At 64.8% G+C, this 14457-nt stretch carries 11 protein-coding genes and 1 pseudogene; 4 read left to right on the top strand and 8 right to left on the bottom strand.

The window, feature by feature from the left end; translation table 11 throughout:
* Positions 1-88: 88 nt before the first annotated feature.
* Complete coding sequence (locus AZG88_RS16565; protein ID WP_061698295.1) at positions 89-847, bottom strand: hypothetical protein; 759 nt, start codon at positions 845-847, stop codon at positions 89-91.
* Positions 848-1133: 286 nt separating this feature from the next.
* On the opposite strand from AZG88_RS16565, the gene AZG88_RS16560 reads away from it, so the two are divergent.
* Together AZG88_RS16560 and AZG88_RS51725 are read left to right on the top strand one after the other, a co-directional pair.
* Complete coding sequence (locus AZG88_RS16560; RefSeq protein WP_061698294.1) at positions 1134-4400, top strand: protein kinase domain-containing protein; 3267 nt, start codon at positions 1134-1136, stop codon at positions 4398-4400.
* Between the two features lie 417 nt (positions 4401-4817).
* Positions 4818-4955: a hypothetical protein gene (locus AZG88_RS51725; RefSeq protein WP_442971720.1), complete on the top strand. Its 138-nt coding sequence runs from the start codon at positions 4818-4820 to the stop codon at positions 4953-4955.
* 78 nt (positions 4956-5033) lie between these two features.
* Here the strand turns inward: AZG88_RS51725 and AZG88_RS16555 are convergent, their stop codons facing one another.
* From AZG88_RS16555 to AZG88_RS16535, 5 genes and pseudogenes are all read right to left on the bottom strand, one after another.
* Positions 5034-6683: an AMP-binding protein gene (locus AZG88_RS16555; RefSeq protein WP_061698293.1), complete on the bottom strand. Its 1650-nt coding sequence runs from the start codon at positions 6681-6683 to the stop codon at positions 5034-5036.
* Positions 6684-6873: 190 nt separating this feature from the next.
* Positions 6874-7674, bottom strand: a complete 801-nt coding sequence (locus tag AZG88_RS16550; protein WP_025433322.1) for an SDR family NAD(P)-dependent oxidoreductase — start codon at positions 7672-7674, stop codon at positions 6874-6876.
* The gene (locus tag AZG88_RS16545; RefSeq protein ID WP_025433321.1) at positions 7671-8627 is read right to left on the bottom strand and encodes an acyl-CoA dehydratase activase; all 957 of its coding nucleotides are present in this window, start codon (positions 8625-8627) and stop codon (positions 7671-7673) included. Before AZG88_RS16545 ends, AZG88_RS16550 begins: the two co-directional genes overlap by 4 nt.
* A gap of 3 nt (positions 8628-8630) precedes the next feature.
* Positions 8631-9969, bottom strand: a pseudogene (locus AZG88_RS16540) (2-hydroxyacyl-CoA dehydratase subunit D).
* A 28-nt stretch (positions 9970-9997) separates the two neighbouring features.
* A complete protein-coding gene (locus tag AZG88_RS16535; protein ID WP_061698292.1) occupies positions 9998-11170 on the bottom strand; it encodes a 2-hydroxyacyl-CoA dehydratase subunit D in 1173 nt (390 codons plus the stop codon).
* 156 nt (positions 11171-11326) lie between these two features.
* Here AZG88_RS16535 and AZG88_RS16530 point away from each other — a divergent pair, with 156 nt between their 5' ends.
* Entirely contained in the window at positions 11327-12433 is a 1107-nt protein-coding gene (locus tag AZG88_RS16530) for a CaiB/BaiF CoA transferase family protein (protein ID WP_061698291.1), read from the top strand.
* A 48-nt stretch (positions 12434-12481) separates the two neighbouring features.
* Positions 12482-13351: a PaaX family transcriptional regulator gene (locus AZG88_RS16525; protein ID WP_005250854.1), complete on the top strand. Its 870-nt coding sequence runs from the start codon at positions 12482-12484 to the stop codon at positions 13349-13351.
* Positions 13352-13370: 19 nt separating this feature from the next.
* On the opposite strand, the gene AZG88_RS16520 is transcribed toward AZG88_RS16525, so the two are convergent.
* Both AZG88_RS16520 and AZG88_RS16515 read right to left on the bottom strand, forming a co-directional pair.
* On the bottom strand, positions 13371-13604 hold the full coding sequence (locus tag AZG88_RS16520) for a hypothetical protein (protein ID WP_404818767.1): 234 nt from the start codon (positions 13602-13604) through the stop codon (positions 13371-13373).
* A 91-nt stretch (positions 13605-13695) separates the two neighbouring features.
* A partial coding sequence (locus tag AZG88_RS16515; protein WP_156517512.1) for an aldehyde dehydrogenase family protein occupies positions 13696-14457 on the bottom strand: 762 nt, incomplete at its 5' end.

Genomic DNA, 14457 nt, shown 5'->3' with positions numbered 1-14457 from the left:
GCCGCGTGAGCGCGGCTGGGGACCAATGGTTTCCGTGTGCCCAATTCAGGCGTCGGCTCACCCTAGCCGTTCCAAACCGGGATTCCGATTAGCTTGTAGAAGGGGAAGGCGCACGCCCGGGGTGCACCTCGAAATTGGATGCGGCGAGGCCTTTTCGAAGTGCACGTCTCAGGTAGAACGCGTGAGCGTCGAGCCAGAGGCCCCAGATCGCCATCGGCATGTAGAAGGCCAGCAATCCGTGGTACGCGAACGGTCCAGTATGTGTGAAGGCCGGACCCCCGGCGCACGCCACCAGCACTGCACCGACGAGGGACAGCTTGGCGACCCATCGTGGAATAGCGGGATTTGGTGACCGGTCACCCAACGTCACCAGCGCACTGGCCACCATCTGGAGCGACAGGAACACCCAGCCCAGCAGGAAGCCGAGCCACGAGAGATCGTTCAACGCGACCACTATATCGGCACCGGCCTCAGGCCGGTACGCAGCACTGATCCAGAACGTCGCGTCCAGGAAGACGATGAGTGCGATAAGAATTCCGCCGACGGCCGTGGTGATCGACCACAACGGCCGTCGACCTTCGATCTCCGCCAGAACCAACCCGAATTGGATGGATGCGATGACTATGAATACGCATGCGACGATCAAAATCGAATTGCCCCAAATCATTCCGGTGCGATGCGTGACAGTGAAGAATTCTTTAGTGGCCTCAGGTCCGAGATCGGCCGGCGCGAGAAGCCAGAAATGCGCTATCCCGAGCCAACCGACGAGGACCATAACGCTGAATACTGGGGCACACCAGATACCGAACAACCCCTGACGGAGTTGCCTCGTCGATTCGGAGTCCATGGAGTATTCCTTTCAGGATGAACCGCTGTCGGCGGTGAGCGCCGTTCAGGCGTCGGCGACCCGTTTGGCCGCTGCTTTCGGAAATGAGGTTCTGGATCTTCCCAGTCGCTGCGGTTGGGAGTTGATAGACGATGATCAGTTACTCGGGAATCCCCTGCACCATGCCCTTCCGCTCAACTCCAACGAGCCAGAAGTTCCCGACCGAGGTGGAGCGCCTGGCGATATCCTTAGGTGCTACTCAGTAGGGTTTAGGGCCGTTCGACGTACACGATGAAGAGATGTGTCGATGGATAACATGGATCCATTCGCGACTCAACGCGACGTGTCCGGCATGGTCACGGCGGAGCTCGCAGCGGCGGGGTTCGAGGATGCTAACGAAATAGGCCGTGGCGGATTCGGAATCGTGTATCGCTGCACACAGCCATCGCTTGAGCGTTCGGTAGCTGTCAAGGTGCTCACCGCAGATCTCGATGAACAGAACCGGAAACGATTCATTCGAGAGCAGCGTGCGGCGGGCCGACTGACTGGCCATCCCAACATCGTCAATATCCTCCACGCCGACGTTACCGCCAACGGCCGCCCCTTCATCGTGATGCCGTACCACTCGCGAGGTTCTGTCGACGCCCGAATCCGGCGCCACGGCCCGCTTCCGTTGGACGAGGTGCTCCGACTCGGCGTGAAGATGGCGGGCGCCCTGGAGGCCGCTCACGGGATTGGCATCCTTCACCGCGACATCAAGCCCGCAAACATACTGCTCACCGACTATGGCGAGCCGGCCTTGACGGACTTCGGCATCGCGCACATTACCGGCGGGTTCGAGACCACCACGGGGGTCGTCACTGGGTCGCCGGCCTTTATCGCCCCGGAAGTGGTAGCCGGAAGTCCTCCGAGCATGTCCGCGGACGTGTACGGGCTCGGTTCCACTTTGTTCGCGGCGCTCACTGGTCACGCTGCATTCGAACGCCGCAGCGGCGAGCATCTGATGGCACAGTTCCTGCGGATCACGGCCGAGCCGGTCCCGAACCCCCGTGAGCACGGTGTTTCCGACGACGTCAGTGCGATCATCGAACAGGCCATGGCCAGTGACCCGGACGCTCGCCCTTCCGCCGCGGAGCTGAGCCAGTATCTGCGCGAATCCCAGTTACGCCATGGATTCGCGGTCGACGAGGTTGCCATTCACGTCCCCGAGGTAGGCGCGGCGTCAGGCTCGCCTACCGAAAATGCGGGGTGGCCTGCACCGTCGTGGTCGGCGGATTCGGGTCGGGGGGGTCAAATTCCGCTGGAGTTGACCAGCTTCGTCGACCGGCGCACGGAGTTGACCGAGGCGACCAACGCGTTGTCGAGCTCGCGGCTGCTGACTCTGACCGGCACCGGCGGGGTAGGGAAGACCCGTCTGGCGCTCCGTATCGCCACCAAGGTGCGCCGTGACTTCTCAGACGGCACCACACTGGTGGAGCTCGGGGAGTTGCGCGACGAGTTGCTGCTAGCGGGGGTGGTGGCAAATGCGCTGGGATTACGTGATCAATCGGCGCGACCCATACGCGAGGTGCTTGTCGAGTTCCTTGCTGCGCGAGAACAACTGTTGATATTGGACAATTGCGAGCAACTGGTGTCCGCAGCCGCCAAGCTCACCGAAACCCTGCTTCGCACGTGCCCTCGGCTTCGGATTCTCGCCACCAGCCGCGAACCACTGGGCATCGGCGGGGAGGCGGTGCTGCTTGTTCCACCGCTCGGCGTCCCAGATCCCGACCACCTGCTAGCGCGGGGGCTGGCGGGCAACGACGCGGTCGCTTTGTTCGCCGAACGGGGTGCCACCGCGGTCCCGGGGTTTGAGGTGACCGAGGACAACAAGGTCACCATCGCTCGGATCTGCCAGCGGTTGGACGGGCTCCCGTTACCGATAGAGCTTGCCGCTGCACGGTTGCGGGCGATGACTCCGGAACAGATTCTGCAACGCTTGACCGACCGGTACGTATTGTTGACCCAGGGAAGCAGGGATGCGCCGTCGAGACAGCAAACGCTTCGGATGTGCATCGACTGGAGCTACGACCTGTGTACACCGGCGGAGCAGCGCCTGTGGGCGCAGCTTTCGATATTCGCCGGCAGCTTCGATCTCGACGCTGCCGAACATATCGGCGGCCCCGATGTGACCCCGCAGGATCTCCTCGATACGGTGACGTTCCTGGTCGACAAGTCGATCCTGATACGGGAGCCGGCGGGCGCCGCGGTGCGTTTTCGCATGCTCGAGACCGTGCGCGACTACGGTCGAGAAAAGGCACGTGAGGGCGGCGAGTACTCCGAACTGGCTCAGCGACATAGGGATTGGTGTGAAGGACTGGCACTTGACGCCGAATCGCAGTGGATCAGCTCTCGCGAGCTCGCGTCGATCGCCACACTCGTGCGGGAGCACCCGAATCTGCGGGAGGCATTGGAGTTTTGTGTCTCCGAGAGCCCCGACCGGGGACTCCGGATCGTCGCCGCCCTGTACCCGTTCTGGCTTTCACGGGGTCTGCTCAGCGAAGGCAGACGGTGGCTCGACCGGCTCCTGGCCCGTCAGCAGGCCGAGCCGACCGCCGATCGCACCAAAGCGCTCTATGTCGGCAGCATGATGACCGGAATCCAGGGGGACCTGCAGGCGGCGGCAGCCCTGGTAGACGAAGCACACGCGCTCGCTTCCCTGACACGCGATCCGCTGACACTCGCCCACATCGACAGTGCGATCGGTTACGCCGCACTGTTCGGTGGACAGCCCCTCGACGCACGTGCCCACCTCGAAAAGGCTGTCCACACATACGCCAAACGCAACGATGTAGTTGAGGTAACAGCGCTGATCGGCCTCGGTTTGGCCGACGAGTTCCTCGGCGACACCGAACAGGCCATCGAAAGCTACGAGCGTGTTCTGTCAATCACCGACGCACGGGGAGAATCGGTATTTCGGTCGTACTCCCTTTGGGGGCTGGCGGTCGCCGTGTGGCGCCGCGGCGATCGTGAACGAGGCGTCCAGCTCCTCGAACAGGCGCTGCAAATCGACCTCAAAGTGAACGACCGGCTCAACGCAAGCCTGTGCCTGCAGGCGCTGGCATGGATCGCAGCCGAGGACCGAGACGCACGACGTGCAGTCGTATTGATGGGGGCATCGGAGGAGCTCAGCCGGTCCGTGGGAAGCCCAATTGTCGTACTGCCCAATCTGAGCGAGTACCAGGAAGCCTGGGAAGGCGCGACGCGGCTCGCCTTGAGTAAGGAGGCTTATGCATCTGCGCATCGGGACGGCGCGGGGCTAGGTTTCGACGCCGCGGTCGCATATGCCTTGGGTGAGCAACTCCATCCTCCGAAGTCGCCGCCTGGCGATCCCGCCGCACACCTGACGAAGCGTGAGCGGGAGGTTGCTGATCTGATCGCCGAGGGCCTGACGAATAAGGAGATCGCTGCTCGCTTGGTTATCTCTCCTCGCACCGCTCAAGGGCATGTGGAACACCTCCTGGCGAAATTGGGGTTCTCCTCGCGCGCGCAGGTCGCGGCATGGGTCGTCGAAACACGCAGGGAGAATTCTTGAGCTCGTGACCAAGAGCAAGGCTCGTTGGGGTTGGGCCGATACTCCAGTGACCTCACGTTCACCCCTATGTGCGGCGGGAGCAGGTTCGGGATTGTTGCAGTCCCTTTCGTCCACCATTGACCAGGATTCGGGCGTCAACGCGTCGAACCGCGGATGCCTGTCGCGCGTGTGGCACGACGAAGACCACCGTTCTCGAGAATGAATATCGTCAGATCCTCGTCGAGTTGCTGGCGCACGCCAAACAGCACGGCCGCATCCGCAATGATGCCACCGACGCGGACCTGGAGTTGATCCTGTGGTCCCTGGGCGGTGTAGTCGCGACGACCCGCGGCGTCACCGACGCCGGCTGCGGAGATTCCTGGGCGGTGATGATCGCGGGACTGCGGCCCCGGCGCAGAGACGCTCGAGGTGCCGCCGATGAATACCGTCGAGCGTGGTTTCCGTCGACTCGAGCACTGGCGCGGTGTCGCAACCCGCTACGACACGTACGCCATCACCTACCTCGGCGGCGTAATCCTTGCCTCCATAATCACAACCCACCGACTGCGCAATTAGCAGACAGAACCTGGCGTGCGTAGACGCGGGCTGATCCGAGATCGGGTCCGCGCCCACCCGGTTGTCCCGAACATCGAATCAACTGTTGGACAGGCGTTCCGGCGCCGTCTTGTCGTCGAGGTGTGTGGCGGTCAGTGCCCCGGATGCTATCTCCTGCTGTACACGGAACTTCTGAATCTTGCCGGTGGGCGTCATGGGGAGTCCGTCGGTGAAGTACCACAGCGAGGGCGTCTTGTGTGCCGCGATTCGGTCGCGGCACCAGGCTTTCAATTCGGTCGCGTCCGGCGGATTTGCCGGGTCCGAGGGTCGCACGACGGCGCCGATCTGCTCGCCCCATCGGGTGTCCGGAACCCCGACGATCGCCACCTCGGCCACGTCCTGGTGCTGGAACAGTAGTTCTTCGATCTCGCGCGGGTAGATGTTGAGTCCGCCCCGGATGATCATGTCCTTGAGGCGTCCGGTGATCCGCAGAAATCCTCGCTCGTCCATCGTGGCGAGATCGCCCATGTACAACCATCCGTCGGCGTCGATCGTCGCTGCCGTTTCGTCCGGCATGTCGGAATATCCGAGCATCGTCTGGTAACCGCGACAGCATATTTCACCCTGCTCGCCGATCGGCACAACCTCACCGGACACGGGATCGATGATCTTCACTTCCAGCTCCGGCAGTGGCTGGCCCACGGTGGTCGCCTGATCGGCAGGGTCGTCGGTGACCCTGGTCTGGCTGATCACTCCGTGCATCTCGCTCTGCCCGAACAGAATCGTGAATTGGCAGTCGAGTTCGTCGATGACCTGTTCGACCAGCGACTGGGGAACTGCGGCGGCGCCCGACAGGACGGTATGGAGGCTCGACAGGGCACGACTTCGGCGATCCGGATGCTCGAGAAGCGAGATGAGCATCGTCGGGACCATCAGTGAGTGTGTTCCGCGGCAGGTTTCGAGCATCTCGAGCATCAGTGCGGCGTCGAAGCCGGGCAGGACGACGTAGGTTCCGTGCGCGGCGAACGTCCCGAGTTCGGTGACGGCGCCGCCTCCGATGTGGTACATCGGCATCGCGTTGACACAGACGACATGGTCCACCCTCCCCGCCCTCTCGAACACGAAGGTGGCTTCGTTGACGATGCCTTTGTGATGCAGCAGTGCACCTTTGGGGAACCCGGTGGTCCCGGACGTGTACTGGATCTGCACCGGGGCGGTGGGTGCGACGACGGGAAACTCCGTTGCCGGATCCCCGGTCGCGACGAACGCTCGCCACTCGCTCGTCGGGACGACCTTGCGGAGGGCGGGCAGCGATAGCCGGACCTCCGTCAGAACTTTCGTGAGGTCTGCGCCGCGATAGGTCTCCCGGTAGAAGAGTCCGACGCTGCGGGACTGGCGCAGGATGTACTCGAGTTCGTGGGCGCGGTAGGCGGGATTCACACCCACCACCACCATTCCCGCCATTGCGATCGCTTGTTGCAGGATCACCCAGTCGGCGCTGTTGGGTGCCCATATCGCGATCCGGTCGCCGGGTGCGAAGTGGGCGAGCAGTGCCCTGGCCGCATCCTCGGCGTCGGCGAGGAGTTCACGGTACGTCCATTCTCGCCGTTCGGCCGCATCGGGAGTTCCGTCGACGAGGGCGAGGCGGTCGGGTTCTGCTGTCGCGGCCTCGCGCAGCAGGTCGCCGACGGTGATGTCGCGGACGCCTGAGCTCGGTGTCGCCGGCCAGAGAGACTCTTCGAGGGGCATGATGCAATCCTGCCTTCGGCTGTGCGGTGTGCGGGGGAGTTGGGGGGCGAGCGTGCGCCCGCTACCGAGAGAAGCCGGAATCGGCTGTGAGGTGCTGTCTCGGTCAGAAGAAATGTAATACATCCGTGGAGCTGATAGCTGTGAATCAGTCAAATTGTTGGGATGGGGGCTGCCGGCGGTCACCGATCCCTCACCCTGCCGAGATGCCGCCGTTCGGACTCACCGCTTGACCGGTGATCCGGCGGGCCTGCGGGCTGCACAGGAACAACACGAGGTCGGCCACGTCTGCCGGCTCGGCGACCCCCAGCGACGCCAGTCGGGCGGCCTTCTCGAACAGCTTCGCGCTGAACGGCTCGGCCATGACGCGGTCGTAGGCGCCCGTGTCCCGGATGAGCGACGGCGTCACCGCGTTGACGCGGATGCCGTCGCGTTTGGCTTCCATCGCAAGTGTTTTGGAGAACATCACGATGGCGGCCATTGCGGCGCCGATGACGGACTCACCGGGTGTGGGGTGCTTGGCAGCGTCGGAGGCGATATTCACGACCACGCCGCCGCGCTTCTCCCGCATGTGGGGAAGTACGGCGCGGCACATGTTGAGGGGACCGAGAGCCTGTTGCAACAGGATGGCGGGAACGTCTTCGGGTCGCGTCTCGTGGAGAAGGTTCGGCGTGAAGGCACTGACCGTGCTGTTGATCAGGATGTCAGCCGCTCCCAGCGAAGCACTCAGTTCCTCGGTCACCCGGGTCGCTTCCGCCGGGTCGTTCACATCGCCCGAGGCGAAGAAGGCCCAGACACCCGACGCGAGTGATCGGACCTCCGTCGCCGCCTTCTCTCCGCGCTCGACATCGCGGCCGACCAGACCGATGCGCTGGGTGCCCGCCCGGACCAACTGACGGGCGACCTGCAGGCCGACTCCGCTCGTCCCGCCCACGATGTAGACGGTGGCCTCGGACAGGTCCGGCACCCAGACTTCGCGTGTGTCTGTACTCATCGGATGTTCCTTTGCAGTTCGAGGGGCACCGGTTCGCCGGTGCCGGGATGGGGATGGCCGGGGCTGCCGTCGCAGTCCTGGCAGTGGGGTGTTCCGGCCGACAGACTCACCTGGACTTGTTCCTCCGTCGCGGCGTCGGATGATGCCGGTGACACGGTTCCGCCTGCGTAGTCGTCACGCGCCAGCAGTCCGGCACCGTACGCGCCCGCGATCTGGGGCTGATCGAGTACTTCCACCGGATGACCCAGTGCACGCGAGACGTGCAGACGCGCGGCCGGGTTCTTCGCCACTCCGCCCGTCATCACCGTCGGCGTTGCCTTACCCACCTGCGCCACCAGTCCGAGTGTGCGCGCCGCGACCGCTTTGTGCACCGACGCCGCGATGTCGGCTTTGTCGCGGCCCTGTGCCAGCAGTGAGATCACCTCGGTTTCCGCGAACGTGGCACACATGCTGCTGACTTCGAGGGTCTCGGAACCGGCGAGGGCGAGTTCGCCGACTGCGCTGACGTCGACCTCCAGTGCCCTCGCGAGCACATCGAAGAAGCGGCCGGTCCCGCTCGCGCACCGGTCGTTCATGGCGAACCGTTCCACGAGGCCGTCGTCGTCGACGATGATCGCCTTGCTGTCCTGTCCGCCGATGTCGATCACCAGTCGCACACCGGGGTGCAGGGCTGCGGCACCGCGGGCGTGGCAGGTGATTTCGGTGAACGTGCGGTCCGCGCCTGGGACCAGCTTGCGCCCGTAGCCGGTACTGATGGTGCGCCGGATGTCAGCTTGCGAGGCGCCCGCGGCGGCCAGAGCACCGTCCATCGCACGGGCGACCGCCTCGCGGCTCACCGCGCCCATCTGGACGACACTCGACCCGACCAGGGCGCCACTCTCGTCGACCACAGCGGCCTTCGCCGTCGTCGACCCGAGGTCGACGCCCATGACGAACCAACTTCCGGTAGTCATGCGCTAGACCGCTGACTTCATCCGCTGTACGTCGATGGCCTCGAGCATGGCCTCCAGTCGACTGTCGAACAGTTCGTCGTTGTAGAACGACGCGTCGGCGACGTCGCCTTCGAAGAAGAACGACTTGACGCCACGCTCCGACTCGGCTGCGCGGGCGAGCATCGTCTGCGGGTTGGTCATCGCCCGGCACGTCCGGGTCGAGTGGAACGCGATCCCGTCGATGGAGTACTCGTCCAGGCGCCGGAGCAGGAGTTCCTGCAGGTTCTTCAATCCGTGGTTCAGTGGGCAGAGCAGGTAGTGCTGTGCCATGCCCCGGAGGGGATTGTCCACGTCGATGAGCTGCGGCTCCTGCCAGAAGGATTCGTGGGTGTAGCGGCCGGCGACGACGGCGACGTCGTACTCGGCGAACTTCCGGGTGAGGAAGCCGAGCTTGTTCCAGTTCATGATGCCGTCGAAGTACACGCGGTAGCGTTCGTCCGCGACCGCGCTGACCCCGTCGGCGACCCGCTGTTCGAGTTCGGCCTTCACGCCGGCGAAGTAGTCGACGAGCCCCTGGTTGCCGGGCAGGAAGTTGATCGGGGCGATGCTCGCGACCCAGTCCCAGTAGGTCGCAGGCGTGGGTGCCTGCGTGCAGAGTGCCATTCCCTCCAGTCGCAACTCGGACGCGCGTTTGATGTAGGACATGCTCTCGCTGAGCGCATCCCAGTCGAACGGTCTCCCGGTCTGGTGCTCGAGGAAGGTGATGAGCTCGCGCAACTGCTCCTCGACGTACTTGCTCACCTCGGTCCACTCCTCGCCCCGCATGTACCCGGCGTCGGGCTTGTTGCCCCACAGCATGGGGATCGAGACGTTGAACAGCGGGAGCTTGCGGTCGAAGACCCGGTATGTCATGGCATCCCACTGCTGGCCGGTGCTGCATCCGGCGTAGCCGTTGACGAAGAAGTCCGGGGCAGGCAGTTTGCTTGCCAGTTCCTGCTGGTCGACCATGCCGACCACGCCGGTCTCCCGGTCTGGCGGTTTGGTGTGTCAGCACGGCGCAGCCCAAATGTGTTCGCGCGTAGGAGCAGAGCTCACCGATGTAGCCGTACTCGGCACCGGCCGCCTGGGCGGGTCCTTCGAGGTGCTGGGCGGCCAGTCGGGCGGCGAATGCTTCGCCGTGGCACCACTCCAGGCCCGCGGCCTGGAACAGCGGGTTCAGTGCGGCGCCGTTGTACCAGACGACGTGCTTTCCGCGCTCCTTGGCGGTGAAGATGTTCTCCCAGTAGTCGGCCACCATCTTGCCGCCGGCCCGTGTACTCGACAAGCGGCGGGTCTTTTCCTTGCTGGTCTGTTCGATCGGCATTGCGAACTCCTCTGAGGGTGAGTCGAATTCAGGACGGGACGGGTGCAGGTTGGCGGCGAATGCGCTCGACGAAGGTCTCGATCTTCGTGCGGAGCGTCTCGACGGGGTTGCCTTCGTGCTCGGTCTCGAGGAGCAGCAGCGGTATCCCGCGCGCGTCGAGCGCCTTGCGTAGCTCCGGGTAGTAGAGCATGTGGGGTTCGCAGAACTTCGCCATCAAGACGACGACGCCGTTGGAGCGGCTCTTCTCGAGTGAGTCGATCAGGTAGGTGTCCCAATCGACCCCGACGGTGACTCGTGTGGGGCACGGGGCGTTGTCGTTGCGGTCCAGGTACCACTCCGACAGCGCCGCCAATGGGTCGCCGTGCTCGGGCACGTCGGTCGAGATGTACCGGAATCCGGTGTACAGGTCGTCGTCGACGACGATCACTCCGGATTCCTCGATCACATCGAGGACTTCGGGGCGAGGGGCGTGGCAGAAGTGACCGGAGAGATGCAACCGCACCAGATCGTCGGGCGCGTCGGCATGGGAATCGAGGCGATCGAGGAGGTGGCTCAGCGCGGCATTGTGTTCTTCGATGTCCATCACCATGCTCGACTTCACCAACACCTGCATGTCGCTCGCGGTGATGCGCGCACGGCCGGTACGCCGCAGGTCGTAGAGTTTCCGGAGCAGGCGTCGATTCGTATTGAACACCCGGATGCTGTGGGCGAGAGCCGCGTCCGTGATCGTGGCGCCGACGACGCCTTCGATCTCGTGCTTCAGTTCGTGCACTCGGCCCGCCACGCGCGGCTTGGTCCACGGATCGTCCATCGCGCTGGTGAATTGCGCGAAGTGCACGGGTTTCTCGGGTCGCGTCCAGCGGATCACGTCGACCGCGCCGAGGAGTTGCACGCAGTGGTCGGCGGCGACGAAGCCGTCGAAGACGTCGAGTTCGCCGACCGCGGCCTGGTCGGCGACGCTACGTGTGTAGCCGCAGTAGAACTCGGCAAGCAGGTTGCGCCCCTCCGTGATCGGGGTGCGGCTCTCCTGCACGATCACCGGCAACGCGCCTGCCGCGTGCACGATCTCGGACGGAAAGTTCATCGGAAAGGAACCGATCACCTGCTTCCCGCGCTTCACTTTCCACGCCTGGGCGTAGGTGACCGGGTCATCGGCAGTGGCTCGCAGCGACGACATGACGGTCGGATCCAGTTCGCTCACATCTAGCCTCTCGACTTCGTGGACGGTGACACTGCGACGACTGACGAACTGCGTCGCGGCGACCTGACTTGAGATATTACGTTATTGGATAGATAGTATCTATAGTTGTCAAACATTAGCCGTTGAGAGCCGCGGCGTCCCCCTTCGGAGGTTCCTGTGAAACGTGTGCTGGATGGACTGAAGATCGTCGAACTCGCCGGAATCGGCCCGTCGCCGCACGCTGCGATGCTGCTCGCGGACCTCGGTGCCGAGGTGGTGCGAGTCGAACGTCCCGGGGGCGTGACGCAGTTGCTGCCCGTGGACAAGGACGCGGGATTGCGGAATCGCCGCTCCGTGAGTGCGGACCTCAAGGATCCCGCCGACCTCGCGAAGGTGCTGAAACTGGTCGACAAGGCAGACATCCTCATCGAGGGTTACCGACCGGGTGCGGCCGAGCGTCTCGGCATCGGTCCCGATGTGTGCCGCGAGCGGAACCCTCGGCTCGTGTACGCCAGGATCACCGGGTGGGGCCAGGACGGCCCCCTCGCGCCCTACGCCGGTCACGACATCAACTACCTCGCACTCAGCGGTGCGTTGAACGCCATCGGACGGGAAGGCGAACGCCCGCTTGCGCCGCTCAACCTTGTCGCCGACCTGGGCGGCGGTTCGATGCAGGCGGTCATGGGCATTCTCGGCGCCCTGTACGCGCGGGCACAGACCGGGGTCGGAGATGTCGTCGACATCGCGATGGTCGACGGGGTGAGTGCGCTCATGACGATGTTCTGGACACTCACCGAGAACGGGCTGTGGTCCGATCGGCGGGGCACCAACGTCATCGACGGCGGAGCACCCTTCTACGACACCTACGAGTGCGCCGACGGGCGGTACATCGCGGTCGGCGCAGTCGAACCGGTCTTCTATGCCCAGTTGCTGGAGGGGCTGGGACTCGACCCGGCGGGTCTGCCGGATCAGTACGACGAGTCGGCCTGGCCGACGCTCCGGAAGAACTTCGCCGAGGTATTCGCCACGCGGGACCGGGACTCGTGGGTACAGGCGTTCGCCCGGCTCGATGCCTGCGTGACACCGGTGCTGTCCCTCGACGAAGTGCCGGATCACCCGCACATCTCGGCGCGCAACACGATCGTGAGTGCGTTCGGACAACGTCAGCCGGCCGCGGCACCGCGGTTCGCGAGCGCGCACGACGCAACATACGACGCGCCCCGAATGCCCGGCGCCGACACCGAGGCCGTCTTCCGCGACTGGGGTGTCGATGACGATCGATGACCGGCCCAGAAGGGGTGTCGTGGCACAGGGGCGACCCGATGCGCGACGATGACACTCATGTCTGACTCGAAACCGTCCGACTCGAAACAGGTGCCCACACCCGACAAGGAGGTGGCGTCGACCGGCAGTGCGCGCTCCGTCCTCGTCACCGTGCTCGGTGAGCTCGTCGAACCCTACGGGCAGCCGGTGCGGACAGCTGCGCTTCTCTACGTCCTCAAGGGACTCGGATACGGGGAGCATGCCGCCCGGCAGGCTGTCGCGCGGACGGGATCCGCGGGCCTGATCGCCGCAGACCGGAACGGTCGCGAGACGCTGTGGACGTTGACGGACAAGGCGCATCGGCTCTTCACCGAAGGGGAACTCCGGGTGTTCTCCACCGACGTGGACACCACGCAATGGGACGGGCGGTGGCTCGTCGTGAATGTGCCGATCCCGGAGTCGCACCGCTCGACCCGCAAGAAACTGTATGCCGCGCTGCGGTGGGCCGGCTTCGGTAATCCGACGCCCGGCGTCTGGGTCACCCCCCACGTCGACCGCGCCGCGGAAGCGGCGAGAACCATCGAGGCCCTCGGATTGGCTTCCAGCACGGTCTCGTTCGTCGGGGCGCTCGCCGTACCCGGGATCCCCGAAGAGGAACTCGTCCGCCGCTCATGGGATCTGGACGCCGCCGAGAACGAGTACGACCGACTCCTCGACCGATTCGACGCCCGCACGTTCGAGCCGGGTGACGAGCTGCTGTTCGCGCACCTGGAACTCGCGGACGCGTTGCGGCGTATGCCCTACATGGATCCCCGGTTGCCCGAGGTGCTGCTGCCCGACTGGCGTGGGCTGAAGGCGGCGCGGCGCCTGCGAGACCTGCGCGCGGAGTGGACCCCCACCGCGCACGCGCACTGGCGTCGCATCGCCGGTCTCGACTGACCGCGCTCGGTGGTGGGGTTCACCCCGCGGTGCGAACGCGCGAATACGACCGTCGCTTGTCCGGATGGATTGACGCGAATTTGAGGGTGCAGAGTTCGTCGAGCCGCCGCCGGACGCTGTCGTTAAGGGTGGGGTGGCGGGTGAGGAGACGTTGCAACCTGCGGTAGAACACGGTGGGGAGAACGCCGAATTCGGGGAGGATGTGTTCGTCTCCGCCTCCGAAGGGTGCCCACTTGACCGCGAAGTCGAGCATGGTGAATTCGTCCTTCGTCACCGCGTCTCCGTTCTTCTGTCTGGGTGAGGGGGTGCGGCCGTGCGGATGTCGCACGGCCGCACCGACCGGGTCATCGAACGTCGAGGTAGATGCTCTTGAGCTGCTGGTAGCTCGCAAGGCCCTCGGGTCCGAGTTCGCGGCCGAGGCCGCTGTTCTTGATGCCACCGAAGGGGGCGGTGGGGTCGTTGGAGTAACCGTTGATGCCGACGGTTCCGCTGGCGATGCCCCGGGCGAACTGGGCACCGCGTTCGGGGTCGGCGGTCCAGATGGAGCCGCCGAGTCCGTAGTCGGAGTGGTTGGCGATCGCGATCGCTTCGGCTTCGTCGGTGTAGGGGATCACCGACAGGACGGGTCCGAAGATTTCCTCCTGGGCGATGGTGTGACCGGTTTCGACGTCGGCGAAGACGGTGGGTTCGACGAACCAGCCGTGGTCGGTGTTGTCGGGTCGACGGCCGCCGGTGGTGACGCGTCCGCCGTCGGAGCGGCCCTTGTCGATGTAGCTTTCGACGCGGTGACGTTGCCGGGCGGAGACGAGTGGTCCCATCTGGGTGGCGTCGGACAGCGGGTCGCCGACGGTCAGTCCTTTGGCGAGGTCGGTGATGGTGTCGACGATCTCGGCGTAGCGGGATCGGGGTGCGAGGACGCGGGTGCCGAGCCAGCAGATCTGACCGTTGTTGAGCAGGGTTGCGGCGTAGAAGGATTCGAGGTTCGCGGCCAGATCGGCGTCGTCGAGGATGACGGCGGCGGATTTGCCGCCGAGTTCGAGGGTGACGGGGCGGAGCAGTTCGCCGCAGGTGCGGCCGATGGCGCGTCCGGCGGTGGTGGAGCCGGT

The sequence above is a fragment of the Rhodococcus sp. LB1 genome (assembly GCF_001583455.1).
In the GTDB taxonomy this organism is placed as follows: domain Bacteria; phylum Actinomycetota; class Actinomycetes; order Mycobacteriales; family Mycobacteriaceae; genus Rhodococcus_F; species Rhodococcus_F opacus.
The sequence above is the reverse complement of the archived record's forward strand: the minus strand, read 5'-3'. Positions and strand labels throughout refer to the sequence as shown.

Bases quoted from the DNA above. Each gene is read 5' to 3' on its own strand.
- AZG88_RS16565 (WP_061698295.1), bottom strand. From the start codon at position 847: ATGGACTCCGAATCGACGAGGCAACTCCGTCAGGGGTTGTTCGGTATC.
- AZG88_RS16520 (WP_404818767.1), bottom strand. From the start codon at position 13,604: ATGCTCGACTTCGCGGTCAAGTGGGCACCCTTCGGAGGCGGAGACGAA.
- AZG88_RS16550 (WP_025433322.1), bottom strand. From the start codon at position 7,674: ATGAGTACAGACACACGCGAAGTCTGGGTGCCGGACCTGTCCGAGGCC.
- AZG88_RS16560 (WP_061698294.1), top strand. From the start codon at position 1,134: ATGGATAACATGGATCCATTCGCGACTCAACGCGACGTGTCCGGCATG.
- AZG88_RS16555 (WP_061698293.1), bottom strand. From the start codon at position 6,683: ATGCCCCTCGAAGAGTCTCTCTGGCCGGCGACACCGAGCTCAGGCGTC.
- AZG88_RS16545 (WP_025433321.1), bottom strand. From the start codon at position 8,627: ATGACTACCGGAAGTTGGTTCGTCATGGGCGTCGACCTCGGGTCGACG.
- AZG88_RS51725 (WP_442971720.1), top strand. From the start codon at position 4,818: ATGAATACCGTCGAGCGTGGTTTCCGTCGACTCGAGCACTGGCGCGGT.
- AZG88_RS16525 (WP_005250854.1), top strand. From the start codon at position 12,482: ATGACACTCATGTCTGACTCGAAACCGTCCGACTCGAAACAGGTGCCC.